This is a genomic window from Aurantimonas sp. 22II-16-19i, from assembly GCF_002088275.1.
GTDB lineage: Bacteria > Pseudomonadota > Alphaproteobacteria > Rhizobiales > Rhizobiaceae > Jiella.
The window spans coordinates 94,331-118,070 of sequence record NZ_AQQS01000009.1; the positions used below are offsets into that span (position 1 = coordinate 94,331).

General features: G+C 67.2%; 18 protein-coding genes. 13 read left to right on the forward strand and 5 right to left on the reverse strand.

Going from position 1 to position 23,740, the window contains the following annotated elements:
* Nucleotides 1-12: 12 nt before the first annotated feature.
* From ATO4_RS09695 to ATO4_RS09740, 10 genes are all read left to right on the forward strand, one after another.
* On the forward strand, nucleotides 13-1,092 hold the full coding sequence (locus tag ATO4_RS09695; protein WP_176222928.1) for an efflux RND transporter periplasmic adaptor subunit: 1,080 nt from the start codon (nucleotides 13-15) through the stop codon (nucleotides 1,090-1,092).
* The gene (locus tag ATO4_RS09700; protein ID WP_083591321.1) at nucleotides 1,089-2,180 is read left to right on the forward strand and encodes an efflux RND transporter periplasmic adaptor subunit; all 1,092 of its coding nucleotides are present in this window, start codon (nucleotides 1,089-1,091) and stop codon (nucleotides 2,178-2,180) included. Before ATO4_RS09695 ends, ATO4_RS09700 begins: the two co-directional genes overlap by 4 nt.
* Nucleotides 2,177-5,347: an efflux RND transporter permease subunit gene (locus ATO4_RS09705; RefSeq protein ID WP_083591322.1), complete on the forward strand. Its 3,171-nt coding sequence runs from the start codon at nucleotides 2,177-2,179 to the stop codon at nucleotides 5,345-5,347. Before ATO4_RS09700 ends, ATO4_RS09705 begins: the two co-directional genes overlap by 4 nt.
* Nucleotides 5,348-5,551: 204 nt before the next feature.
* The gene (locus tag ATO4_RS09710) at nucleotides 5,552-6,346 is read left to right on the forward strand and encodes a FadR/GntR family transcriptional regulator (protein ID WP_280940491.1); all 795 of its coding nucleotides are present in this window, start codon (nucleotides 5,552-5,554) and stop codon (nucleotides 6,344-6,346) included.
* 58 nt (nucleotides 6,347-6,404) lie between these two features.
* Complete coding sequence (chvE, locus tag ATO4_RS09715; RefSeq protein ID WP_210191050.1) at nucleotides 6,405-7,472, forward strand: multiple monosaccharide ABC transporter substrate-binding protein; 1,068 nt, start codon at nucleotides 6,405-6,407, stop codon at nucleotides 7,470-7,472.
* Nucleotides 7,473-7,631: 159 nt separating this feature from the next.
* A complete protein-coding gene (mmsA, locus tag ATO4_RS09720) occupies nucleotides 7,632-9,164 on the forward strand; it encodes a multiple monosaccharide ABC transporter ATP-binding protein (RefSeq protein WP_083591325.1) in 1,533 nt (510 codons plus the stop codon).
* Nucleotides 9,165-9,264: 100 nt separating this feature from the next.
* Nucleotides 9,265-10,392 carry a multiple monosaccharide ABC transporter permease gene (mmsB, locus tag ATO4_RS09725; protein WP_245308671.1) on the forward strand — a complete coding sequence of 376 codons (1,128 nt, stop codon included), beginning with the start codon at nucleotides 9,265-9,267 and terminating at the stop codon, nucleotides 10,390-10,392.
* A 5-nt stretch (nucleotides 10,393-10,397) separates the two neighbouring features.
* Nucleotides 10,398-11,342 (forward strand): Gfo/Idh/MocA family oxidoreductase, encoded by a 945-nt coding sequence (locus tag ATO4_RS09730; protein ID WP_083591376.1) that lies wholly within the window; start codon nucleotides 10,398-10,400, stop codon nucleotides 11,340-11,342.
* Nucleotides 11,339-12,253: a 2-dehydro-3-deoxygalactonokinase gene (locus ATO4_RS09735; protein WP_083591327.1), complete on the forward strand. Its 915-nt coding sequence runs from the start codon at nucleotides 11,339-11,341 to the stop codon at nucleotides 12,251-12,253. The genes ATO4_RS09730 and ATO4_RS09735 overlap by 4 nt, the downstream gene beginning before the upstream one ends.
* Nucleotides 12,254-12,261: 8 nt before the next feature.
* Complete coding sequence (locus ATO4_RS09740; RefSeq protein ID WP_083591377.1) at nucleotides 12,262-12,897, forward strand: 2-dehydro-3-deoxy-6-phosphogalactonate aldolase; 636 nt, start codon at nucleotides 12,262-12,264, stop codon at nucleotides 12,895-12,897.
* Nucleotides 12,898-13,064: 167 nt separating this feature from the next.
* On the opposite strand, the gene ATO4_RS09745 is transcribed toward ATO4_RS09740, so the two are convergent.
* The 3 genes from ATO4_RS09745 to ATO4_RS09755 all read right to left on the reverse strand — a co-directional run bounded on the left by ATO4_RS09745 (nucleotide 13,065) and on the right by ATO4_RS09755 (nucleotide 16,058).
* Complete coding sequence (locus tag ATO4_RS09745; RefSeq protein WP_083591328.1) at nucleotides 13,065-13,769, reverse strand: DUF1013 domain-containing protein; 705 nt, start codon at nucleotides 13,767-13,769, stop codon at nucleotides 13,065-13,067.
* A 152-nt stretch (nucleotides 13,770-13,921) separates the two neighbouring features.
* Nucleotides 13,922-14,953, reverse strand: coding sequence for a cation transporter (locus tag ATO4_RS09750; protein ID WP_083591329.1), 1,032 nt, complete (start codon nucleotides 14,951-14,953; stop codon nucleotides 13,922-13,924).
* Between the two features lie 97 nt (nucleotides 14,954-15,050).
* Nucleotides 15,051-16,058, reverse strand: a complete 1,008-nt coding sequence (locus tag ATO4_RS09755; RefSeq protein WP_083591330.1) for an NAD(P)H-quinone oxidoreductase — start codon at nucleotides 16,056-16,058, stop codon at nucleotides 15,051-15,053.
* A gap of 379 nt (nucleotides 16,059-16,437) precedes the next feature.
* Between ATO4_RS09755 and ATO4_RS09760 the strand changes: the two genes are divergently transcribed.
* Nucleotides 16,438-16,971, forward strand: coding sequence for a DUF1465 family protein (locus ATO4_RS09760; protein WP_083591331.1), 534 nt, complete (start codon nucleotides 16,438-16,440; stop codon nucleotides 16,969-16,971).
* Between the two features lie 39 nt (nucleotides 16,972-17,010).
* Here ATO4_RS09760 and ATO4_RS09765 read toward each other — a convergent pair whose 3' ends face one another.
* Nucleotides 17,011-18,504, reverse strand: a complete 1,494-nt coding sequence (locus ATO4_RS09765; RefSeq protein WP_083591332.1) for a cobyric acid synthase — start codon at nucleotides 18,502-18,504, stop codon at nucleotides 17,011-17,013.
* Between the two features lie 33 nt (nucleotides 18,505-18,537).
* Nucleotides 18,538-19,281, reverse strand: a complete 744-nt coding sequence (locus ATO4_RS09770) for a TSUP family transporter (protein WP_083591333.1) — start codon at nucleotides 19,279-19,281, stop codon at nucleotides 18,538-18,540.
* Nucleotides 19,282-19,512: 231 nt separating this feature from the next.
* Between ATO4_RS09770 and ATO4_RS09775 the strand changes: the two genes are divergently transcribed.
* Both ATO4_RS09775 and ATO4_RS09780 read left to right on the forward strand, forming a co-directional pair.
* Nucleotides 19,513-21,498 carry an EAL domain-containing protein gene (locus ATO4_RS09775; RefSeq protein ID WP_083591334.1) on the forward strand — a complete coding sequence of 662 codons (1,986 nt, stop codon included), beginning with the start codon at nucleotides 19,513-19,515 and terminating at the stop codon, nucleotides 21,496-21,498.
* A 252-nt stretch (nucleotides 21,499-21,750) separates the two neighbouring features.
* Nucleotides 21,751-22,986 (forward strand): sirohydrochlorin chelatase, encoded by a 1,236-nt coding sequence (locus ATO4_RS09780; protein ID WP_083591378.1) that lies wholly within the window; start codon nucleotides 21,751-21,753, stop codon nucleotides 22,984-22,986.
* The last annotated feature ends 754 nt before the right edge of the window (nucleotides 22,987-23,740 follow it).

Genomic DNA, 23,740 nt, shown 5'->3' on the forward strand with positions numbered 1-23,740 from the left:
AGGAGCCGCTTGATGGCGGCCGTGTCGATCTGCCTGGCGGTATCCGGTTGCAGCGATCAGACCACGCCGGACGCGCCGCCCGAGCCGGTGGTCTTCGTGACGGCCCAGCCGAAGCAGATCTCACGATCGGTGTCGCTCACCGGCGAGATCGTCGCACGCGATTCCTCGACCTATTCCTTCGAGACCAGCGGCCGCGTCACCGACGTCTATGTCGACGTCGCCGATCAGGTCGAACCGGGAACGATCCTGGCGAGGATCGACCCGACCCAGCAGCAGGCGAGCGTCGACGCCGCCCGGGCGGCGGTCGGATCGGCCCAGGCCCAGCTCGACAAGGCGACGTCGGCGTTCAACCGCCAGAAGTCGCTGCTCGCCAGCGGCTTCACCACCCGGACGGAATACGACACGGCCGAGAAGACCCTGTCTGCGGCGCAGAGCGCGCTGGACACCGCCGAGGCCGATCTCACCAATGCCGAGAAGGATCTGAGCGACACGGTCCTGCGGGCCGACGCGCAAGGCGTGATCACCAGCCGCGACGTCGATGTCGGGCAGGTTGTCAGCGCCGCCCAGGCCGCCTTCGGCTTCGCCCGCAGCGGCGCCGAGGACGCGGTGTTCCAGATCCAGGAGCAGCTGCTGATCGGCGACAAGAAGCCCAGGTCGATCGAGGTCTCGCTGGTGAGCGATCCTTCGGTGACGGCGACGGGCTACATCCGCGAGGTGTCGCCATTGATCGATTCCAGCACCGGCACCGTCCAGGTGAAGATCGGCATCGACAACCCGCCGCCGAAGATGAAGCTCGGCTCGGCCGTCGTCGGCCGAGAGGTCACCGGATCGACGAAGGAGGCCATCGGGCTTCCGTGGAACGCGCTGATGGTGAAGGGCGGCAAGCCCGCCGTCTGGGTCGTCGACGAAGCCGGCAAGGCGGTCCTGACGCCGATCGAGGTGAGCGCCTACCAGACCGGCGAAATCCTCGTGGCGGGCGGTATCGAGGCGGGCGACCGCGTCATCACCGAAGGCTCGCAGCTGGTCCTGCCCGACAAGGCCCTGCAGCTGGTGCCGGCGACGCCCGGAAGCGGGAACGGAGAACGCCGATGACGCGGCCTTCCATCCTTCTGCCGATGCTCCTCGGCTTCGGACTGCTTCTTGCCGGCTGCAGCGAATCCGAGGAAGACGAGGCGGCGCCGGTCACGCCGCGGCCGGTGCGCAGCATCGTTCTGTCGCCGACCGATCCGCAGGCCCTCGGCTACAGCGGCACGATCCAGCCGCGTTTCGAGACTTCGCTGGCGTTTCGCACCATGGGCCGCATGATCTCCCGCAGCGTCGATGTCGGGAGCCAGGTGGAAGCGGGCCAGACGCTCGCGGCGATCGATGCCGAGACGCTGAACGCCGATCTCAGGTCAGCCCGGGCGCAACTCGTCAATGCCGAGCTGCAGGCGCGGACCGCCATTGCGAGCGCCGAGCGCACGGCCGAGCTGTTCAGGGAGCGCACCGTCGCCCAGTCCGAGCTCGACGATGCGCGGGAGAGCCGCAGCGCCGCCGAAGCCGATCTCGTCAGCGCCAAGGCACAGGTCGCCAAGGCCGAGGACGCGCTCTCCTACGCCGTTCTCACCGCGCCCTTCGACGGCGTCATCACCGAACGGGATGCCGATGTCGGCCAGGTCGTCTCGACCGGCACGACGGTGATGAAGCTCGCCCGGACCGATCTGCGCGAGGCCGTGGTCGACATCCCCGGTGCGGAGGTCGGCGGCATTTCCGTCGGCTCGCCCTTCGAGGTGGTGCTGCAGGTCGCGCCCACGCTGACGGCAGAGGGCAAGGTGCGCGAGATCGCGCCGCAGGCCGACGCGCTGACCCGGACCTTCAGGGTCAGGATCCTCCTGGACAATCCTCCGGAAGCGTTCCGGCTCGGCGCCCTGGTGGCGGCCATCCCCGCCGAGCGGGCCGACCAGCCGATCCTCCTCCTGCCGCCGAGCGCCATTCTGGAAGAAGACGGCAAGAGCTTCGTCTGGATCGTCGATCGCGAGGCCGAGACGGTGCATCTGAAAGAGGTGCAGACGGAGCGGGATGCGGGCGGGCGGATCATCCTGCTGTCGGGCGCCGAGCCGGGCGCGATCCTCGTGACGGCGGGCGTCCACAGCCTGAAAGAAGGGCAGAAAGTGTCGCTTTCCAAGGGATTCCAGTCGTGAAGTCGTTCAATCTCTCGGACTGGGCGCTGCACCATCGCTCGATGATCTGGTTCCTGATGATCATCGCCTGTTTCGCCGGCCTGTTCTCCTACATCAATCTGGGGCGCGAGGAGGATCCGAACTTCACGATCAAGACGATGGTGGTCTCGGCCTCGATGCCCGGCGCGACCGTCAAGGAGATGACCGAGCAGGTCACCGACCGGATCGAGAAGAAGCTGCAGGAACTCGACAGCCTCGACTACACCCGCTCGATCACCACCCCCGGCCAGACCGTCATCTTCGTCAATCTCCTGCCCACCACCAAGGCCGCCGACGTGGCCGGCGTCTGGCGCAAGGTGCGCGACAAGATGACGGACATCCGGGCCGACTTTCCCTCGGAATTCCAGGGCTTCGCCTTCAACGACGAGTTCGGCGACGTCTACGGCAACATCTACGCCTTCACCGCCGACGGCATCACCTTCCGGCAGCTCCGGGACTATGTCGAGAGCGTGCGCACCCAGCTCCTGCAACTGGGCGATGCCGGCAAGGTCGATCTGGTCGGTGCGCAGGACGAGGCGATCTATCTGGAATTCTCGCTGCGCAAGGTCGCCGGCCTCGGGCTCGACCAGCAGTCGATCATCAACACGCTGCAGGCGCAGAACGCCATCGCGCCCTCGGGCGTCATCCAGTCCGGTCCCGAGCGGATCATCGTGCGGGTGTCCGGCCAGTACACCTCCGAGGACAGCCTGAAGGCGGTCAATCTCAGGGTCAACGACCGCTTCTTCAAGCTGAGCGACGTCGCCACCATCACCCGCAGCTACCAGGACCCGCCGTCGACGCTGTTCCGCTTCAACGGCGAGCCGGCGATCGGCCTCGCCATCGGCATGCGCACCGGCGGCAACATCGTCGACTTCAGCGAGGAGCTGAAGCACGAGATGTCGCAGATCGTCAGCGAGCTGCCGATCGGCGTCGGCGTCCATCAGGTCGCCGATCAGGGCGCCGTGGTTGAGGAGTCGGTCGGCGGCTTCACCCGGGCGCTGTTCGAGGCGGTGGCGATCGTCCTCGTCGTCAGCTTCATCAGCCTCGGCTTCCGCGCCGGCCTGGTCGTGACGCTGTCGATCCCGCTGGTCCTCGCCATGACCTTCATCGGCATGGAATATGCCGGCCTGACGCTGCAGCGCATCTCGCTCGGCGCGTTGATCATCGCCCTCGGCCTGCTGGTCGACGACGCCATGATCGCCATCGAGACGATGGTCTCTCGGCTGGAGATGGGGGAGAGCCGCGAGAAGGCGGCGAGCTTCGCCTGGACGTCGATCGCCTTCCCGATGCTGTCGGGAACGCTGGTGACGGTCGCCGGCTTCCTGCCGATCGGCTTCAACAATTCGAACGCCGGCGAATACACCTTCTCGCTCTTCGTCGTCATCGCCCTGTCGCTGATCCTGTCCTGGATCGTCGCCGTGCTGTTCACGCCGCTGATCGGCGTGATGATCCTGCCCCAATCGATGCACCGCCACGACGCCAAGCCGGGCATCGTTCGACGCGCCTTCTCGGTCGTGCTGCGCGGGGCGATGCGCTTTCGCTGGATCACCATCATCATCACGGTCGGCCTGTTCGCCGCCTCGATCTACGGGATGGGCTTCGTCCAGCAGCAGTTCTTCCCGACCTCCGACCGGCCGGAACTCGTCGTCGACTTCACGCTCCGCCACAACTCGACCATCGCCGAGACCCGCGCCCAGATGGACAAGCTGGAGGCGACGCTCGCGGACGACGCCGACGTCGACCACTGGAGTTCCTATGTCGGCCAGTCGGCGCAGCGTTTCATCCTGTCCTACGACGTCCAGCCGTCCAACCCGTTCTTCGGCCAGGTGGTGATCGTCAACAAGGATCTCGAAGCCCGCGAGCGGGTGCGGGCGAAGCTGCAGAGATTTGCCCGCGAGAACCTCGTCGGCATCGACGTCTACGTGAAATATCTCGAACTCGGCCCGCCGGTGGGAAGACCGGTGCAGTACCGGCTCGGCGGTCCCGACATCGAGGTCGTCCGCGACAAGGCGCGCGACCTCGCCAACCTGATGGCGGGGGACGACCGGCTGACGTCGATCGTGATGAACTGGAACGAGCCGGCCCGGGTTCTCAAGGTCGAGATCCTGCAGGACAAGGCCCGTCAGCTGGGGATCACGTCTCAGGAGATCTCGTCGCGGCTGAATTCGGTGCTGGACGGGACCACCATCACCAACATACGCGACGGCATCTATCTGGTGCCGGTGATCGCCCGCGGGTCGGGCTCGGACCGCGACTCGATCGAGGCGATCGAGAACCTGCAGCTGACCAGCTCGCAGGGCGACGCGATCCCGCTCGCCAGCCTGGTCAGCTACCAGTACACCTACGAGGATCCGATCATCTACTCGCGCTCGCGCATCCCGACGATCACCGTTAGCGCGGCGGTCAACGGCCCGGCGCAGCCGGCGACGATCGTCCAGCAGCTCGCGCCGAAGATCGCCGAGTTCGAGACGAGCCTGCCGCCGGACTACGACGTCGCCATCGGCGGCGCGGTGGAATCGAGCCAGGAGAGCCAGGGGCCCATCGCCGCCGTCATCCCGGTGATGCTCCTCACCATGCTGACGCTGATCATGATCCAGATGCAGAGCTTTCGGGCGCTGTTCGTGGTGCTCTGCGCAGCGCCCCTCGGCCTCATCGGCGTCGTCGCGGCGCTCCTGCCATCGGGCGCGCCGCTGGGCTTCGTCGCGATCCTCGGCGTCCTCGCTTTGATCGGCATCCTGATCCGCAACTCGATCATCCTCGTCCACCAGATCGACGTCCTGCGGGACGAAGGGATGGAGCCGTGGCAAGCGGTTTTCGAGGCGAGCGAGATGCGGGCCCGGCCGATCGTCCTGACGGCGGCCGCCGCCAGCCTCGCCCTGATCCCGATCTCGCGCGAGATCTTCTGGGGGCCGATGGCCTACGCCATGATGGGCGGCATCATCGCCGGCACGCTGATCACGCTCCTGTTCATACCGGCGCTCTATCTGGTGGTCTTTCGCATCCGCCGACCGAAGGACGGGGATGTGCCCTCGCCCGATCACATGCCGGCGGCACATGGAGGCGATGGCGGCGCCGGATCGACGAACGCTTCCGGCACGGGCGGCACGCAGGCGAGCGACACGCCGGACGGTCGACCCGCACCTGCCTGATCATCTGCCCTGATCATCTGCATGTCGAACGCGCGAAACCTGCCCCGGCCGATGGTCGGGGCATTTTCGTATTCAGGACTGACTGTTTTGCCGGAAGCTCCAATGATACGACCTTCGTCGTGGTTCTGCCTTTGAGGGACTTGCACAATGGAAAAATCCTGCGCAATGGTACGACCATTGCGGATGGGAGGTCCGGCTGAGTCCATGGGTTACGAGCGTTCGACAATCGACGGGGAGCGGTCGAATCGTACCGTTGCGCTCGCTGCCGAATTCGGCCGCATGATCACCTCCGGCGATCTGGTGAGCGGCGATGCCCTGCCGACGGAGAAGGAGATCCAGTCGAACCACGGGGTGTCGCGCACGGTCGTGCGTGAGGCGATCCGCCATCTCGCGGCCAAGGGTCTGGTCAGCGTCGGGCCGAAAGTCGGCACCAAGGTGCGCCCCCGCATCGCCTGGAACATGCTCGATGTCGACGTGATGGCCTGGCATCTGATGGCGCCGGTCCGCCGGCCCTTCATCGAGGCCCTCTACGAGATGCGGCTGATCAACGAGCCGAGCGCGGCGCGGCTGGCGGCCCGGCGCATCGACGAGGCCCAGGGCCAGCGGCTGGTCGCGGCACTCGGCGGCATGCGCGACAACCCGCGCGGCTCGCACGAACTGATCGTCGCCGATCTCGACTTCCACCGCATCATCCTCGAGGCGACCGGCAATCCGCTGCTCGTCTCGCTCGGCTCGCTGATCGAGCGGAGCCTGTCGATCTCCTTCTCCCTGTCCTGGCGGCAGAACCCCCAGGACGAGACGGTGCGCCAGCACGAGCGGGTGATGCAGGCGATCGTCTCCGGCGACGGCGACGCGGCCGAACTGTTCATGCGGCGGCTCATCGAGAGCGCCTTCGACGATGTCATTCATGCCCTCTACGCCCATGGCGAGGGGGAAACGGGTCCGGCCGGCGCGGGCGCCGGTCAGAAGGTCGAGCCCCGCTCCTTCGGCGCGGCTTGAAGAGGAAGGGGCGCCGCAGGGCGCCCGAAACGGTCAGGGAGGTGACGTGACCATGATGATGAAGACAATTCTGGCGGGAGCTGCGGCTGCCGTCGTGGCCCTTTCGGCCCCGATGTCGGCGCATGCCCAGGACAAGGGCACGATCGGCATCGCCATGCCGACCAAGTCCTCGGCGCGCTGGATCGCCGACGGCGACAACATGGTGAAGCAGTTCGAGGCGGCGGGCTACGGCGCCAACCTGCAATATGCCGAGGACGACATCCCGAACCAGGTCAACCAGGTCGAGAACATGATCACCACCGGCGTCAAGGCGCTGGTGATCGCCGCCATCGACGGCACGACCCTGTCGAACACGCTGGCCAATGCGGCGGCCTCGGGCATTCCGGTGATCGCCTACGACCGGCTGATCCGCGATACCGAGAACGTCGACTACTACGCCACCTTCGACAACTTCCAGGTCGGCGTGCAGCAGGCCGAGTCGCTGGTCGACGGGCTGAAGGCGCGCTTCCCCGACGCTGAGGCATGGAACGTCGAGCTCTTCGGCGGCTCGCCGGACGACAACAACGCCTACTTCTTCTACAACGGCGCGATGAGCGTGCTGCAGCCGCTGATCGACGAGGGCAAGATCAAGATCCCCTCGGGCCAGATGGGCATGGACAAGGTCGGCACCCTGCGCTGGGACGGCTCGGTCGCCCAGGCCCGGATGGATAACCTCCTGTCGGCGAACTACACCGGCGACCAGAAGGTCAACGGCGTGCTGTCGCCCTATGACGGCCTGTCGATCGGCATCATCTCCTCGCTGAAGGGCGTCGGCTACGGCTCCGGCGACCTGGAGATGCCGATCATCACCGGCCAGGACGCCGAGGTCCCCTCGGTCAAGGCGATCCTGCGCGGCGACCAGTATTCGACGATCTTCAAGGACACCCGCGAGCTCGCCAAGGTCACCGTCCAGATGGTCGACGCTGTGCTGCAGGGCAACGAGCCCGAGGTCAACGACACCAAGACCTACGACAACGGCGTCAAGGTCGTCCCGTCCTACCTGCTGAAGCCGGTGCTGGTGACCAAGGACAACTGGGAGAAGGTGCTGGTCGAGAGCGGCTACTACACCGCCGACCAGGTCAAGTAAGCCACCCCTCATGCGCGAGGCTTCCTCGCGCCGATGCTCCACGCGGCGCGCCCTGACCGGCGCGCCGCAGCGGCCGGCCCGTCGCCCGCCGCGACGATGACCATGCAAGTCCGGCGGCCGCGGCTTCCTCGCGGCGCGGACGTATCGAGACAAGGCGCCATGGGCAGCATTCTTCAGATGCGGGGCATCACCAAGACCTTTCCGGGGGTGGTGGCGCTCGACAACGTCAATCTCAGCGTCGCGGAGGGCGAGATCCACGCCCTCGTCGGCGAGAACGGCGCCGGCAAGTCCACCCTGATGAAGGTACTGTCCGGGGTCTACCCGCATGGCTCCTATGACGGGGTCATCGAATTCAGGGGCCAGGAGTGCCGCTTCTCCGGCATCGCCGACTCAGAGAAGCGCGGCATCATCATCATCCACCAGGAACTGGCGCTGGTGCCGCTCCTGTCGATCGCCGAGAACATCTTCCTCGGCAACGAGCGGGCGGCCGGCGGCGTCATCGACTGGCACGAGACCTTCGCGCGCACCCGCGAGCTGCTCGCCAAGGTCGGCCTGCGGGAATCGCCGCAGACGCGCGTCACCGAACTCGGCCTCGGCAAGCAGCAGCTGGTCGAGATCGCCAAGGCGCTGTCGAAGGAGGTCAAGCTCCTGATCCTCGACGAGCCGACCTCCAGCCTCAACGAGACCGATTCCGAGGCGCTGCTGCAGCTGCTCCTGGAGTTCAAGGCGGCCGGCATCTCCTCGATCCTGATCTCCCACAAGCTGAACGAGATCTCCAAGGTCGCCGACACCATCACCGTGCTGCGCGACGGTTCGGCGGTCTCCACCCTCGACGCCGATGGCGGTCACGTCAGCGAGGCCGCGATCATCCGCGACATGGTCGGGCGCAGCCTGACCGACCGCTTCCCGCCGCGCGAGCCGAAGATCGGCGAGACGATCTTCGAGGTGAAGAACTGGACGGCGCACCATCCGCAGCATTCCGAGCGCAAGGTCGTCGACGACGTCAGCTTCCACGTGAAGGCCGGCGAGGTGGTGGGCATCGCCGGGCTGATGGGCGCCGGGCGCACCGAACTCGCCATGAGCGTCTTCGGCAAGTCCTACGGCGTCGGGATTTCCGGAGAGGTCCGGATGCACGGGCGGCCGGTGGACGTGTCGACCGTGCAGCGGGCGATCGCCGCCGGCATCTGCTATGCGACCGAGGACCGCAAGTCCTACGGCCTCGTCCTCGACGACACCATCCGCCGCAACATCCCGCTCGCCAACCTTCCCGGCATCGCCAAAGGGATCGTCATCGACGAGGGACGCGAGCTCGATGTGGCGCGGGACTATCGCGAGCGCATCCGGATCAAGTGCTCCTCGACCGCCCAGGAGGTGGTCAACCTGTCCGGCGGCAACCAGCAGAAGGTCGTCCTGGCCAAATGGCTGTTCGCCGGCCCCGAGGTGCTGATCCTCGACGAGCCGACCAGAGGCATCGACGTCGGGGCGAAATACGAAATCTACGCGATCATCGCCGAGCTGGCCAAGACCGGCAAGGCGATCGTCGTCATCTCCTCGGAGATGCCCGAACTGCTCGGCGTCACCGACCGAATCTACGTCATGAACGAAGGCCGCTTCGTCGGCGAAATGCCGACCAGCGACGCCTCGCAGGAGAAGATCATGTCGCTGATCATTCGCTCCGGCCACAGGAACTGAGGAAAACGGGATGTCTCAAGAGGCCATTCACCAGCCGGGCGTGACGAAGCCGGCGACCGGCGGCGCGGCTGGCGGCTCAAGCAGCTTCATCCGCAAGCACATGCGCGAATACGGCATCCTGCTCGCGCTGATCGTCATCATGGCGTTCTTCCAGGTCGTCACCGACGGCATCCTGTTGAAGCCGATCAACCTGACCAACCTGATCCTGCAGAACTCCTACGTCATCATCATGGCGCTGGGCATGCTCCTGGTCATCGTCGCCGGCCACATCGACCTGTCGGTCGGCTCGGTGCTCGGCTTCGTCGGGGCGCTGGCGGCGGTGATGATCGTCCAGTGGGACATGAACTACGTCCTCGCCGGTGTCATCTGCCTCGCCGTCGGCGCCGTCATCGGGGCGATGCAGGGATACTGGATCGCCTACTGGAAGATCCCGTCCTTCATCGTCACGCTGGCCGGCATGCTGGTGTTCAAGGGCCTGACGCTTTGGCTCCTGGCCGGCCAGTCGGTCGGCCCGTTCCCGGCGAACTTCCAGCTGATCTCCTCGGGCTTCCTGCCGGACGTCTTCGGCATCAAGGGCTTCAACCTGTTGTCGATGCTGCTCGGCATCGCCGTCGTCGCCGTGATGCTGTTCTTCGGCCTGAGGTCGCGCTTCCGCAACCGCGCGTCGAGCCATGACGACGAGCCGGCGCTGTTCTTCTTCGCCCGCAACTTCATCCTCGCCGCCGCGATCGTCTATCTGACCTGGGCGCTTTCGACCTTCCGGGGCTTTCCCAACGTCCTCGTGGTGATGGCGCTCCTGATCGCCGTCTACTCCTTCATCACCTCGCGCACGACCATCGGCCGGCGGATCTATGCCGTCGGCGGCAACGAGAAGGCCACGAGGCTGTCGGGCATCAACACCGAACGGCTGGTGTTCCTGACCTTTGCCAACATGGGCATGCTGGCGGCTCTCGCGGGCCTCGTCTTCGCCGCGCGCCTCAACACCGCCACCCCGAAGGCGGGCCTCGGCTTCGAGCTCGATGTCATCGCGGCGGTGTTCATCGGTGGCGCCTCCATGGCCGGCGGCGTCGGCACGATCATCGGCGCGGTGATCGGCGCCTTCATCATGGGCGTGATGAACAACGGCATGTCGATCCTCGGCATCGGCATCGACTACCAGCAGGTGATCAAGGGTCTCGTCCTGCTCGTCGCCGTGATCTTCGACGTCTACAACAAGAACCGGGCGTGAAGCGCATGACACCTGTGAAGCTCGGCCTCGTCGGTATCGGCAAGATCGCCCGCGACCAGCATCTGCCGTCGCTGTCGCGCAGCTCGGGCTTCGAGCTGGTGGCGGCGGCGAGCCGCAATGCCGGCGTCGACGGCATCGCCAACTTCGCCTCCACCGCCGAGATGCTGGAGGCCATGCCCGACATCGCGGCCGTGTCGCTCTGCATGCCGCCCCAGGCGCGGCACGAGGCGGCCGCTGAAGCGTTGCGACATGGCAAGCACGTGATGCTGGAAAAGCCGCCGGGGGCGACCCTGTCGGAGGTCGAGCATCTGGCGGGCCTTGCCGCCTCGCATGGCGTGTCGCTGTTCGCCACCTGGCACTCACGCCATGCGCCCGGCGTCGAGCCGGCGCGGGAATGGCTGAAGTCGCGGCGCATCCGCAAGATGACGGTCGCCTGGAAGGAGGATGTGCGCCACTGGCATCCGGGCCAGGACTGGATCTTCGAGGCGGGCGGGCTCGGCGTCTTCGACCCGGGCATCAACGCCCTGTCGATCGTGACGCGGATCCTGCCCTTCCCGATCTGGCTGACCGGCGCCGAACTGACCTTTCCGGACAACCGCCAGGCGCCGATCGCCGCCGATCTCGCCTTCGCAGGCCCGCAAGGCGAGGCGGTCGAGGCCGCCTTCGACTTCCGCCAGACAGGCCTGCAGACCTGGGACATCGCCGTCGAAACCGACGGCGGCACGCTGACACTGTCCATGGGCGGCGCCAAGCTGTTCGTCGACGGCGAGGAGCGGGATGTCGGGCCGGAGGCCGAATATGACGGGCTCTATGCCCGCTTCGCCGAACTGATCGCGGCGGGACACTCGGACGTCGATCTGGCGCCGCTGCGCCATGTCGCCGACGCCTTCCTGCTCGGGCGGCGGCGGGTCACCGAGCCGTTCTTCTTCGATCCGCTGGCGGGCGCATGAGCGCCTTCGCCGCGCTGGCCGACTGGGGCACGTCGTCGTTCCGCCTCTGGCTGGTCGACGGGGAGGGCGCGGTGCTCGGCGAGCGGCGCAGCAGCGAGGGCATGACGACGGCCGGCGAGGCGGAGGGCGGCTTTGCCGGCGTGCTCGAGCGCCAGTTGGACGCCCTCGGCGTGGCCGGCGACCTGCCGGTGGTCGCCTGCGGCATGGTCGGTGCCAGGCAGGGCTGGGTCGAGGCGACTTACATTGACACGCCCGCCGATCCGGAAAGCCTGGCGGACGGTGCGGTTCGCGTGACCGATACGGGCCGCGCGGTCTTCATCCTGCCCGGCGTCTGCCAGCGCGCCGAGGGCGCCTTCGACGTGATGCGCGGCGAGGAAACCCAGATCCTCGGCCTCGAGGCAGGGGAGGGCCGCCGGCTCGCCTGCCTGCCGGGCACCCATTCCAAATGGGTCGTCCTGGAGGAGGACCGGCTGACCGGCTTCTCGACCTTCATGACCGGCGATCTCTACGCCGCCATCGCGGGCCACACGATCCTGAAGCACTCGGTGAAGCCGCAGGACGAAAGCTTCGACGTGGCGGTCTTCCAGGCGGCGGTGAGGGCGGCGTTCGCCCGACCGGCGGAACTGTCGAACCGGCTGTTTTCCATCCGCGCCGCCGGGCTCCTCGCGCAAGAGGAGGCGCAGCACCCGGCCACCACCCTGTCGGGCCTCCTCATCGGCCTCGAACTCGCCGGCGCGGCGAGCCGCTTCGGCCGGCTCGACGAGACGTCCGTGCGACTGGTGGCGGCGGGGCCGCTCGCCTCGCGGTACCGGGCGGCCTTCGATGCCCTCGACATCGCGGCCCATGAAGAGGACGGCGAGGCGGCGGTGCGACGGGGCCTCCTTGCGGCAGCACGAAAGATCCTGAGATGAGCGAACCCATGACCTCGCGCCTTCCCTGGCCGACGCTGAAGCGCGACATCGTCGCCATCCTGCGCGGCCTGACCCCCGACGATTGCGAAGCCGTCGTCGCCGGCCTGATCGAGGCCGGCATCGAGGCGATCGAGATCCCGCTGAACTCGCCCGATCCGTTCCGTTCCATCGAGATGGCGTCGCTCATCGCGCCGGACGGCGTTCTGATCGGTGCGGGAACGGTGCTCGACGTCGCGTCGGTGGACCGCCTGGCCGATTGCGGCGGTCAGTTGCTGGTGAGCCCGAACGTCGATGCGGCCGTGCTGACGCGCGCCGGCGAACAGGGCCTCGTCACCATGCCCGGCGTCTTCACCGCGACGGAAGCGCTGGCGGCTGCCCGCCTCGGCGCGACGGCGCTGAAGTTCTTTCCGGCCAGCGCGCTCGGCCCCTCGGGCATCAAGGCGATCCGGACCATTCTGCCGCCGGACCTGCCGGTCGGTGCCGTGGGCGGCGTCTCGGAGACCGATTTCGCGCATTATGCGACGGCCGGCATTCGCCATTTCGGCCTCGGCTCGTCGCTCTACCGGCCCGGCGACGATGCCGCGACCGTCAAGGCGCGGGCGCAGAAGGCGGTCGAGGCCTGGGACGGCATCTTCGCGACCTGACCCGCGGCCCGGCTTCGCGCATCGGACCCGAATGCCGATCTTCGGTGCTTCGGCACACCGGTGTTTCGACACATCGGTGTTTCGGCAAGCTGGCGTGCCGAGCGCCGGGAGAAGCGCGATGGCCGGACGAGCCCGGCTTCATCCCGCTCCAGCCGTCTTCGGCAGCGTCAGCGCTGGTCGTCCTCGTCGTCTTCCGGCATCTCGCGGCGCATCGAGGAGAGCTTGGCGAAGACCGCGGCCTCGTCGATCTCCTTCTCCTCGTGCCCGCTCGACGACATCGGCGTCCAGTTCTGGGTCTGGGCGGCCGAGAGCAGCCGCTCCTCTTCCGCCAGTTCCTCGGGCTTGGGCATGCCGCGCGTCGCCTTCTCGACCTCGAGGTCGAGATCGATCTGCGAGCAGAGGCCGAGGGTCACCGGGTCCATCGGCTGCAGATTGGCGGAATTCCAGTGCGTGCGCTCGCGGATCTGCTCGATGGTGTTCTTGGTGGTGCCGACGAGGCGCGAGATCGCGGCGTCCTTCACCTCGGGATGGTTGCGGACCAGCCAGAGGATGGCGTTCGGCCGGTCCTGGCGCTTGGAGACGGGGGTGTAGCGCGGCCCCTTGCGCTTGGATTCGGGCACGCGGACCTTCGGCGGCGCCAGCTTCAGCTTGTGCTTCTCGTCCTTCTCGGCGCGCTCGATCTCGTCGCGCGAGAGCTGTCCGGTCATGATCGGATCGAGACCCTTGATGCCTTGCGCCGATTCGCCGTCCGCGATTGCCTTCACCTCGAGCGGATGCAGCGTGCAGAAGTCGGCGATCTGTTCGAAGGAGAGCGAGGTGTTGTCGACCAGCCAGACGGCAGTCGCCTTCGGCATCAACAATTGCTGGGCCATGGATAAAATCCTCCTGTTCGCCTGCCCCGTGGGGGACAGGCCGTGGATCATCGCTGGATGTCCGGGAATTCGGGGTTCGATATAAATCCTTCCCGCCCTCAGCGCAAGGAAAAGACAGGCGGACTCTGGCCCCGCCTGCCGTCTTGCCGGTGTCACACGAACAGGACGAGGACCGAAAGCCCATAGAGCCCGAAGACGAAGACGCTCTCGAAGCCGATGTTGAAGGCGCCGCTCTTCTCGCGCTTCATCATGCCGAGCAGGACGATGAGCACCATCAGGCCGGCGAAAAGCCCCGTCGCCTGATCGTCGGGCGTCATGTCGCGGTAGATCGACTGGGGCGTGACGAAGTCGGCGAGGCTGAGGAACAGGATCTCGAAGGCGTTGCCGCCGATGATGTCGCCGACCGCGAGACCGACCGCGCCGATCCTGACCGCGGCGATCGCGGTGACGAGTTCGGGCAGGGAGTTGGCGATCGCCGTGAAGGTGGTCCCGAACAGGGTCTGCGAGACGCCGGTGAGCCCGACGAGCGCGATGCTGGCCTCGCCGACCACGTAGCCGGCGAGGGCGGTCAGGGCGGCGTAGACGGCAAAGGTGCCCCACAGCCTGGCGTTGCTGCGCTCGTCGTCGCTTTCGGACGCGTCGGACGTCTCCTCCCGCGTCTCGTCGGTGACGGTCGCCCGCCACATGTCGCTCTGGTGCACGTTCCTCAGAAGCAGGAGACCGAGGACGTAGCCGACGGGCAGGAGGTAGGAGACCGGGTGGACGCCGAACACCTCGATGGCCGGCATCGTCGAGCCGATCAGCGCCGTCGCCAGCAGCGCGACCAGAAGCAGACCCTGCGCCAGGGCGACGGGCGTCGCGGCCGCGTGTTCCAGATTGGCGCGGCGGTAGAACACGTCGGCGACCGCGATGAACAGGGTCTGGGCGGTGAGCCCGCCCAGCGCATTGCCGATCGAGAGCGCGGGGAAGCCCTGCCAGGCGGTGGCCACCGACGTGATCGCGCCCGGCAGCGACGTCGAGGCGCCGACGAAGAGAGCCCCGGCGACGACCTCGCCGAGGCCGGTGCGGTCGGCGAGTTCGTCGGCAAGATGCGAGACCTTGACGCCCGCATAGGTGATCACCGCGGCGGCGGCGATGAAGAAGGCGATGTTGATGGTGAAGCCGAAGCTGGTGAAATCGATCATTCGTGGCCCGTTCCGAAGCAGCGTTCCAGTTTCGTGCCACGATCCGGCAGCACGGCGGGGGTTCGTCGTGGTGGGCCGGTGAACGACCCCAAGGCGCCTAGTCGCCGCCCCTGCCGGTGGTCAGGATGATCTTGCCGATGTGATCGTCGTCCATGTGACGATGGGCATCCGCCGCAGCCTCGAGCGGGTAGGTCTCGTCGATCAGCGGCTTGACCTTGCCGCTTTCGACCAGCGGCAGGACGTGGGTGGAGAGTTCGTCGGCGATCGTCGCCTTGAAGGCGACGGGCCGGTTGCGCAGGGTGGAGCCGGTCAGCGTCAGCCGCTTGCGCATGATCTTGAACAGGTCGAGCTCGGCCTTGGCCCCGCGCTGGACGGCGATCTGGACGATCCGCCCGTCCTCGGCCGCGACGTCGACGTTGCGGGCGGCGTAGTCGCCGCCGATCATGTCGAGGACGAGGTCGATGCCCTTGCCGCCGGTCGCCTCCTTCAGCACCGCGACGAAATCGGCATTCCTGTAGTTGATGCAGGCGTCGGCGCCGAGCCGTTCGGCCGCCCGGCACTTGTCGTCGCTTCCGGCGGTGGCGAACGCCCTTGCGCCGAATTCGCGGGCGAGCTGGAGCGCCGTCGTGCCGATGCCCGACGTGCCGCCATGGACGAGGAACGTCTCGCCGGCCGTGAGGCCGCCGCGCTGGAAGACGTTGTGCCAGACGGTGAAGAAGGTCTCCGGGAAACCGGCCGCCTCGACGAGGCTGAGCGCCCGGGGCGCCATGACCGCGTTGGTCTCGTCGACGGTGACGTATTCGGCATAGCCGCCGCCGGCCACCAGTGCCATCACCCGGTCGCCGACGGCGAAACGCGAAGCCGCGTCCCCGAGTGCCGCGACGGTTCCCGAAACCTCGAGGCCGGGCCACTCGGGCGCGCCGGGAGGCGCCGGATAGAGGCCCTGGCGCTGCATCACGTCCGGCCGGTTGACGCCCGCGGCGGCGACCTCGATCAGGATCTCGCCGCGCGCCGGCTTCGGCACCGGGCGCCTGCCCAGACGCAACGCCTCCGGCCCGCCGGGCTCGCCGATTTCCACCACACGCATCTCGCCGTCCATCGCCATTCCCCCGTGGGTTCCATTGATCTGGCCGCTGCGGCCGTCGCGTCAGCCGAAAGGTAGAGAAAATCTTGCGATGGAAACCACCCGTTAAGGATCAGGTAAGGTTTCGGAGGTATCACTCTAATCAGTCCAGTTCGCTGGATAGGCGGCGCGGTTCTCCGCATCGTCTGACGCCTCCCTGTTGAAACTCCTGAGAGCCGCTCGTTCGGCTCTTTTTTTTGCCTTTCGTTCACCGTTCGGGGTATTAACCGAGGTTAAGGAAAAGCAACCGAGCCGGCTTGCTTTGGCGGCGGACTCGCCGCACCTTGGCGAAGACGACGGCGCTACGGTGTTGCGTTCGTTGTGATTCTGCGAACAGGCTGTCAGGAGTTGGCGCTAGGCGATGGTATCCCAGACGACAGATTCCCGCGACGACGACCGGACCGTCAAGCTGGCCGAGCACCTGGCATTTTCGCGCTCGTTCCAGCCGCTGTTCAATGAAGGCATGGCGATGGTCGACGAGACCGCGGCCTATCTCGACGGCGACGGGCGGACCGACGCCAAGAGCCTGACCCGGGCCGGCGCGACCCTTTATGCCGCCGAATCCATGCGCCTCACCACCCGGCTGATGCAGGTGGCCTCCTGGCTGCTCCTGCAGCGCGCCGCCAACCAGGGCGACATGTCGCGCAGCCAGGTCGAGGCCGAGAAGGTCAAGGTCCGGCTGGAAGGCCTCGGCACCGCGAAGGATTCGCCGGAATATCCCGATCTCCCCGAGCGCTTCCGCGACATCGTCGAGCGGGCGATCAAGCTCGAGCGGCGCATCGCCATGCTGGATCGCGAGATCTACGGCTCGGCGAACGCCGTCGAGGAGCGACCGGAGGCCGCCAATCCGGTCGGCCAGCAGATCGACCTGCTGAGGACCGCCTTCCACGGCTGAAGGCATGACCGAGAGGCGCAGTGCGGCAGCTGCCGCGCTTCAGCCGCCGCAGCGCCGGCGTGCGATTTCCATCAGCCGCTCGACGTCGACCACATCTTCCAGCCGCGCCGCGATCTCGTCGAGAGCCGCTTCGACCGAGCGGCCATAGCCCGTGCCGCTGCCGGCGATCCCGAAGCGGGACAGATAGGCCCGGCGAAACTCGTCGGCACCGAACAGTCCGTGGAGATAGGTTCCGAACACCCGCCCGTCGGCGGAGGTCGCGCCGTCGGGCGCGCCATCCAGCACAGCCACGGGACGGGAGCAGTCCGGCCCGCTGGTTCGTCCGAGGTGGATCTCGTAGCCCTCGAGACGCAGCCCGCCCGGCGTTGCGGCGGTGCTCGGCCGCACGGTCTTTTGCGCTTGCATGACCGTCTCGACGTCGAGGAGGCCGAGGCCGGGCGCTTCCAGCTCCTCGCCCTCGATGCCGTCCGGATCCTCGACCATCCGCCCGAGCATCTGGTAGCCGCCACAGAGGCCGACGACATGGCCGCCGCGGGCGACATGGGCGGCGATGTCGCGGTCCCAGCCATTGGCGCGCAGGCCCTTCAGGTCGCCGATCGTCGACTTGGAGCCGGGCAGGACGATCAGCCCGGCATCGGCGGGGATCGGCTCGCCCGGCCGCACGAAGACCACCGCGACGTCCGGCTCGGCCTTCAACGGGTCGAGGTCGTCGAAATTGGCGATGCGCCCGACGATCGGCACGGCGACCGTCAGCTTCGCCGTCTTCGCACTGGCGGCGCCCGGCCGCTCCAATGCGACGGAATCCTCCGCCGGCAGCCGCGAAGCGGCGGCAAGATACGGCACGACGCCGAGGCTCGGCCAGCCGGTGAAGCGGGTGATCACCTCGAGCCCCTCGTCGAACAGGGTGACGTCGCCGCGGAAGCGGTTGATCAGATAGCCCGCCACCATTTCCCGGTCGGTCTCGGACAGGATCGCATGAGTGCCGACGAGCGAGGCGATGACGCCGCCCCGGTCGATGTCGCCGACGAGGAGCACCGGGACGTTCGCCGCCGTCGCAAAGCCCATGTTGGCGATGTCGTTGCGGCGCAGGTTGACCTCGGCGGCCGAGCCGGCGCCCTCGACGAGGACGAGATCGGCCTCGGCTTCGAGGCGGGCGAAGCTTTGCAGGACGGTCTCGAGGAAGCGCGCCTTCAGCGCCTGGTATTCGCGTCCCCTGGCGGCGCCGGCGACCTTGCCGGACAGGACGATCTGGCTGCCGGTCTCCGACTGTGGCTTCAGGAGCACCGGGTTCATGTCGGTGGTGGGCGCGATGCGGCAGGCCAGCGCCTGCAGCCACTGGGCGCGGCCGATCTCGCCGAATTCGTCCGTCTGCGGAATCGCGGCCACGGCGGCGTTGTTCGACATGTTCTGCGGCTTGAACGGGCGGACCCTCAGGCCGCGGTTCGAAAACAGCCGGCAGAGACCTGCGACGAGCACCGATTTTCCGACGTCCGAGCCGGTTCCCTGCAGCATGATCGCCGGCGTCCTGGCCAATTCCGCCTCCCGTCTCGCCTCGTTGCCTCCGGGTTACTGCCAGAGCAGCCGGATGGCCAGCGCCAGGCAGACGACGACCAGCAGCGGACGAATGAACGTCGCGCCGAAGCGCATCGCCGTCATCGCGCCGAGCCTCGCCCCGACGAACTGCGCGACGCCCATGATCAGGCCGACCTTCCAGATCACCGCGCCGGCCAAAGCGAAGACGGTGAAGCCGCCGAAATTGGAGGCGAAATTGAGGAGCTTGGTATGCGCCGTCGCCTTGAGCACGCCGTAGCCGGCGAGCGACACGAAGGCGAGCATGAAGAACGAGCCGGTGCCGGGGCCGAAGAGCCCGTCATAGGCGCCGATCAGCGGCACCAGGGTGAAGGCGAAGACGGCCGGCGAGATCCGCCGCTCGGCATCGACGTCGGACAGGCCGGGCTTGAAGGCGAAGAACAGGGCGACGGCGATCAGGAGGAACGGCAGGCCGGTCTGGAGGATTTCGGTCGGAAGGACGCGGGCGCCGAGTGCGCCGAGACAGGCACCGCCGAAGGACAGGACCGCGACCGGCGCCTGCTCCCGGAGATTCATGTGTCCCTTCGCCGCATAGGCGATCGTCGCGGAGGCCGAGCCGAACAGCGACTGCACCTTGTTGGTGCCGAGCGCCGTCAGCGGATCGACGCCGGAAAGCAGCAGGGCAGGGATGGTGATCAGGCCGCCGCCGCCGGCGACGGCGTCGACATAGCCGGCGACGAAGGCCGCGGCGACGAGGAACAGGATGATGTCGATGGTCATGGGGGATCGGCGAGAGGACAAGGCCCCGCCCTCTACGCCTTTTCGGCCAGAGGTCAAAGCCCTGAGGTTTTTGGGCCGCAACGGCATCCCGCGTCGCAGGATCAGTCGAGGGCAGGTCGGGCCGATCCGTGTCCGCAGCGGCAGATCGCAGGCTCGAAAGAAGCACTGGCTGGCGACGCGAGCTTAACTCCTTGCTGCCAGTATCCGCCTGGCAAGGTCAGAGGATCTATCATGCGGATACGGAAGCTGGCAGCCTGGTTCCGATTGCACGACGCGGATTGCGACCTCGTCATGGCCCAGTTCGAGGAACTGCGTCGCCAGGTTCCGCTGCTCTACGCCCTGTTGGCGGTCAATGCCGTCGCCCTTGCCTACACCCATTTCGGCTATGCACCGAACTGGATGACGATCCTCGTGCCCGCGACGCTGGTCATCGCGTCGCTCGCCCGGCTGGTGGTCTGGATCGTTCGCAGGCGCAAGCGCTGGGACGCGGACCATGCACGGCGTGAACTGCGCAAGACGCACATCCTGGCTGCGATCCTCGCCGCCGCCTATGTCGCATGGGCCCTGTCGCTGAATGCCTATGGCGGGGCGGACGAACATGCCCATGTGGCGATCTTCATCGCCGTCACGGTGATCGGCTGCATCCTCTGCCTGGCCAGCTTCCCGCAGGCAGCCCTGTCGGTGACGTTCATCGTCACCATCCCGTATCTCGCCTACTATCTCAGCGTCGGCAACGTGGTCTACACGGCGGTCGGGCTGAACATGTCCCTCGTCACCGCCGTGATGGTGCAGGTGATGCTCAACAACTTTTCCGGCTTCCGGCAACTGGTCATCTCGAAAGGCGTGACGGACCGGCTCAGCCGCGAGAACCTGCGGATGGCGCATACCGATGCGCTCACGGCGCTTCCCAACCGGCGCAACTTCTTCGAGGCCCTGAGAGCCGGGTTCGCGAGGGCCAGGGAAGACGGCTCCCCCTTGGCGGTCGGGATCATCGATCTCGACCACTTCAAGGCGGTCAACGACAGCTATGGCCATCTTCTCGGTGACCGGCTGCTGGAGGCGGTCGCCGAGCGCCTGCGGCAGTTCTCGGGCCCGGACCTGACGATGGCGCGGCTCGGCGGCGACGAGTTCGCCTTCGTCATCGAAGGGGGCGAGACCATCGCCTGCAGCCTGGCGGGAGACGCCTGCGCCTCGCTGGCGGAGCCCTTCGAGATCGGCAATCTCTGCCTCGTCATCGGGGCGTCCTGCGGCGTCGCGCTCCTGACTGAGGACGTCGTCGACGCCCACGACATGTTCGACCGGGCGGACTACGTCCTCTATTCGTCCAAGGTCTCCAATCGCGGCCATGTGACCGTCTACTCGCCGGCTCATGCCAGGAAGATCCATACGACCCGTCAGCTCGAGATGGCGATGAGCTCCGCCGATCTCGAGGCGGAAATGAGCATCTGCCTGCAACCGATCGTCAACACGGTGACCGGGGAGGCGACCGCCGTCGAGGCGCTGGCGCGGTGGCACAGCCCGATCCTCGGCCACGTGCCCCCGGACAGCTTCATCGCCGTCGCCGAGCGTTCCGGCCAGATGCACGATCTGACGCTGCTGCTCCTGCGCAAGGCGCTCACCCTCGTCGATCGCCTGCCGGAGACGATGCGTCTGTCCTTCAACCTGTCGGCCCACGACATCACCAGCGCCCCGACGATGATCTCCCTCGTGGCCCTGGTGCGCAGTTCGGGCGTCGATCCCGCCCGCCTGATCTTCGAAGTCACGGAGACCGCCGTCATCCGCGACTTCAAGACGGCGGAAGCCTCCATCCGTCTCCTGCGCTCGCTCGGCTCGCATATCGCGCTGGACGACTTCGGCACGGGCTATTCGAGCCTCAGCTATCTGCACCGCCTGCCGATCGACCGGGTCAAGATCGACCGCAGCTTCATGCCGGGCTATGAAACCGAGGCGGGCCGAAACCTTTTGGGCTCGATCCTCGCCCTCTGCCTGTCGATGAAGCTGAACTGCATCGCCGAAGGCGTCGAGGAGGCCGCGCAGGTCACGACCCTGCGTGACCTCGGCTACGTCAATTTTCAGGGCTATTTCTACGCCCGCCCGATGACCATCGACGCCCTGGAGGTCTGGCTTACGGAGCGGGATACGGCGCCGGTCCGGCCCGCAGATGGGGGCGAGGGCGCCGCCGAGGACGCCGATCGATCCTCCCGGGCCTCGGTCTAGGCCCGCCGCCATCTCCCTGCAGGCGGCCCTGCATGGCCCCTCCGCACGACGACCAGGGTTTGACCCCGCCGCCATTCCCCTCTACCCCATGTCGCGCAACACGACGGTGCCCCTCTGGAAGGGGCTGAAAGCGATTCCGGTGCGGCCGACCCAAGCAGGGGGCCAAGACGGAGCTGTCGGATCGATTCGCCGATGCCTTGCGGGGCGACGCGGATCCTCCGGCGTCGACAACGGACTAGGAGGATCGACATGATGAAAGCCTTGATGCTGTGCGGCCATGGCAGCCGCGACCAGGGTGCGGTGCGCGAATTCGCCGGGCTCGCCGAGAAGCTCAAGGCCCGGCTGCCGGACTGGCACACCGACTACGGCTATCTGGAATTCGCCAAGCCGATCATCCGCGACGGGCTCGACCGTCTGCGCGGCGAGGGCGCCGGCGAGATCCTGGCGCTGCCGGGCATGCTGTTCGCCGCCGGCCACGCCAAGAACGACATTCCCTCGGTGCTGAACACCTATGCCGCCGAGAACGGCGTGACGATCCACTACGGCCGCGAGCTCGGCATCGACCTGAAGATGCTGCGGGCCGCGGGCGCGCGGATCAAGGAGTGCCTGGTCGCCGACGGCTGGCAGGAGGGCGAGCCGCTGCACGACACCATGCTCGTGGTGGTGGGGCGCGGTGCCTCGGACCCGGACGCCAATTCCAACGTCTCCAAGGTCATGCGGATGCTCTGGGAAGGGCTCGGCTTCGGCTGGGGCGAGACCTGCTATTCCGGCGTCACCTTCCCGCTGGTCGGGCCCGGGCTCAGCCACGCGGCGCGGCTCGGCTACAAGCGGATCGTCGTCTTTCCGTATTTCCTCTTCACCGGCATCCTGGTGCGCCGGATCTACGACCAGACCGACGCCGTCGCGGCCGATCATCCGGACATCCGGTTCCTCAAGGCGCCCTATCTCGGCGCCCACGATCTGGTGGTCGAAACCTTCGTCGATCGGCTCCACGAGATCCTCGAGGGCACCAACAACATGAACTGCCAGCTCTGCAAGTATCGCGAGCAGGTGCTGGGGTTCGAAGCCGAGGTCGGGCTCGCCCAGGAGAGCCACCACCACCACGTCGAGGGCATCGGCTCCTCCGCCGATTGCGACCTCTGCGACACCGCCTGCACCGGCGCCTGCCGGGCAAAGCCCGCCGCGGCGCCCGGCCACGCGCCGCATGCGGGACATGCGCAGCATGGCGATCACGAGCATGGTCACGACCATAGCCATGGCCACGCTCATGGCCACGGCGACGCGCACGGGCACGGTCACGGGCACGGGCAGGACGGCCACCACCATCATCATGGCGCCGATGGTCATGATCATGCCCATGATCACGGGCATTCCCATGCAGACGGCCATGCCCATGGTCACGCCCACAGCCAGGGGCACGATCATGGCCACCACCATCATCCCTATCCGCATGCCGACCACCCTCTCGGTCCGCGGTCGATGCGCTAGGCAGAGTTTCCCAGACGTGGTCACCGGTTCTGGGACAAAAACTCTGCTGAAACAAAAGGCACTAAGCAGGCATTCGTTGGCTTGCCAGCGAATGCCTGCTTAGGGTGAGCCTAGGAAGAGACGAGACGACTGGATGCCCCTTTTCGACCGCTACGCCATCATCGACTGGTCGGCCGCCAACACGCCAACCACCGGCAAGGATTCCATCTGGATCGCCCTTGCGACGCGTGAGGGCGGCGAGGTGCGCATCACCGAGACCGTCAACGCGCCGACCCGCTCGGCGGCGATGGCCCGGCTGCGGCAGTTCTTCCGTGACGCGCTGGCGGAAGAAAAGACCGTGTTCGCCGGCTTCGACTTCCCCTTCGGCTATCCGAAGGGCGGCGCCGCTGCGATCACCGGGGAGGCCGGCTGGCAGGCGCTGTGGGCCTATTTCGCCGAGGCGCTGCAGGACCGGGACGACAATTTCTCCAACCGCTTCGAGGTGACCGGCCGGCTCAACCGCGAGCGGCTGGCGTTCGCGCCGATGTATTGGGGCCGTCCCATGCACCAGGAGGTGCCGGGGCTGTCGGTGACCAAGCCCGATCCCTATCCGACGGCCCTGCCGGAAAAGCGGCTCGGCGAGGCGCGCACGGCCAAGGCCCAGCCGGTCTGGAAGCTGAACTTCACCGGCTCGGTCGGCAGCCAGGCGATCACCGGCATCGCCCGGCTGCAGCAGCTGCGCAGCGACCCCGAATTTGCCGGCAAGATCGCGGTC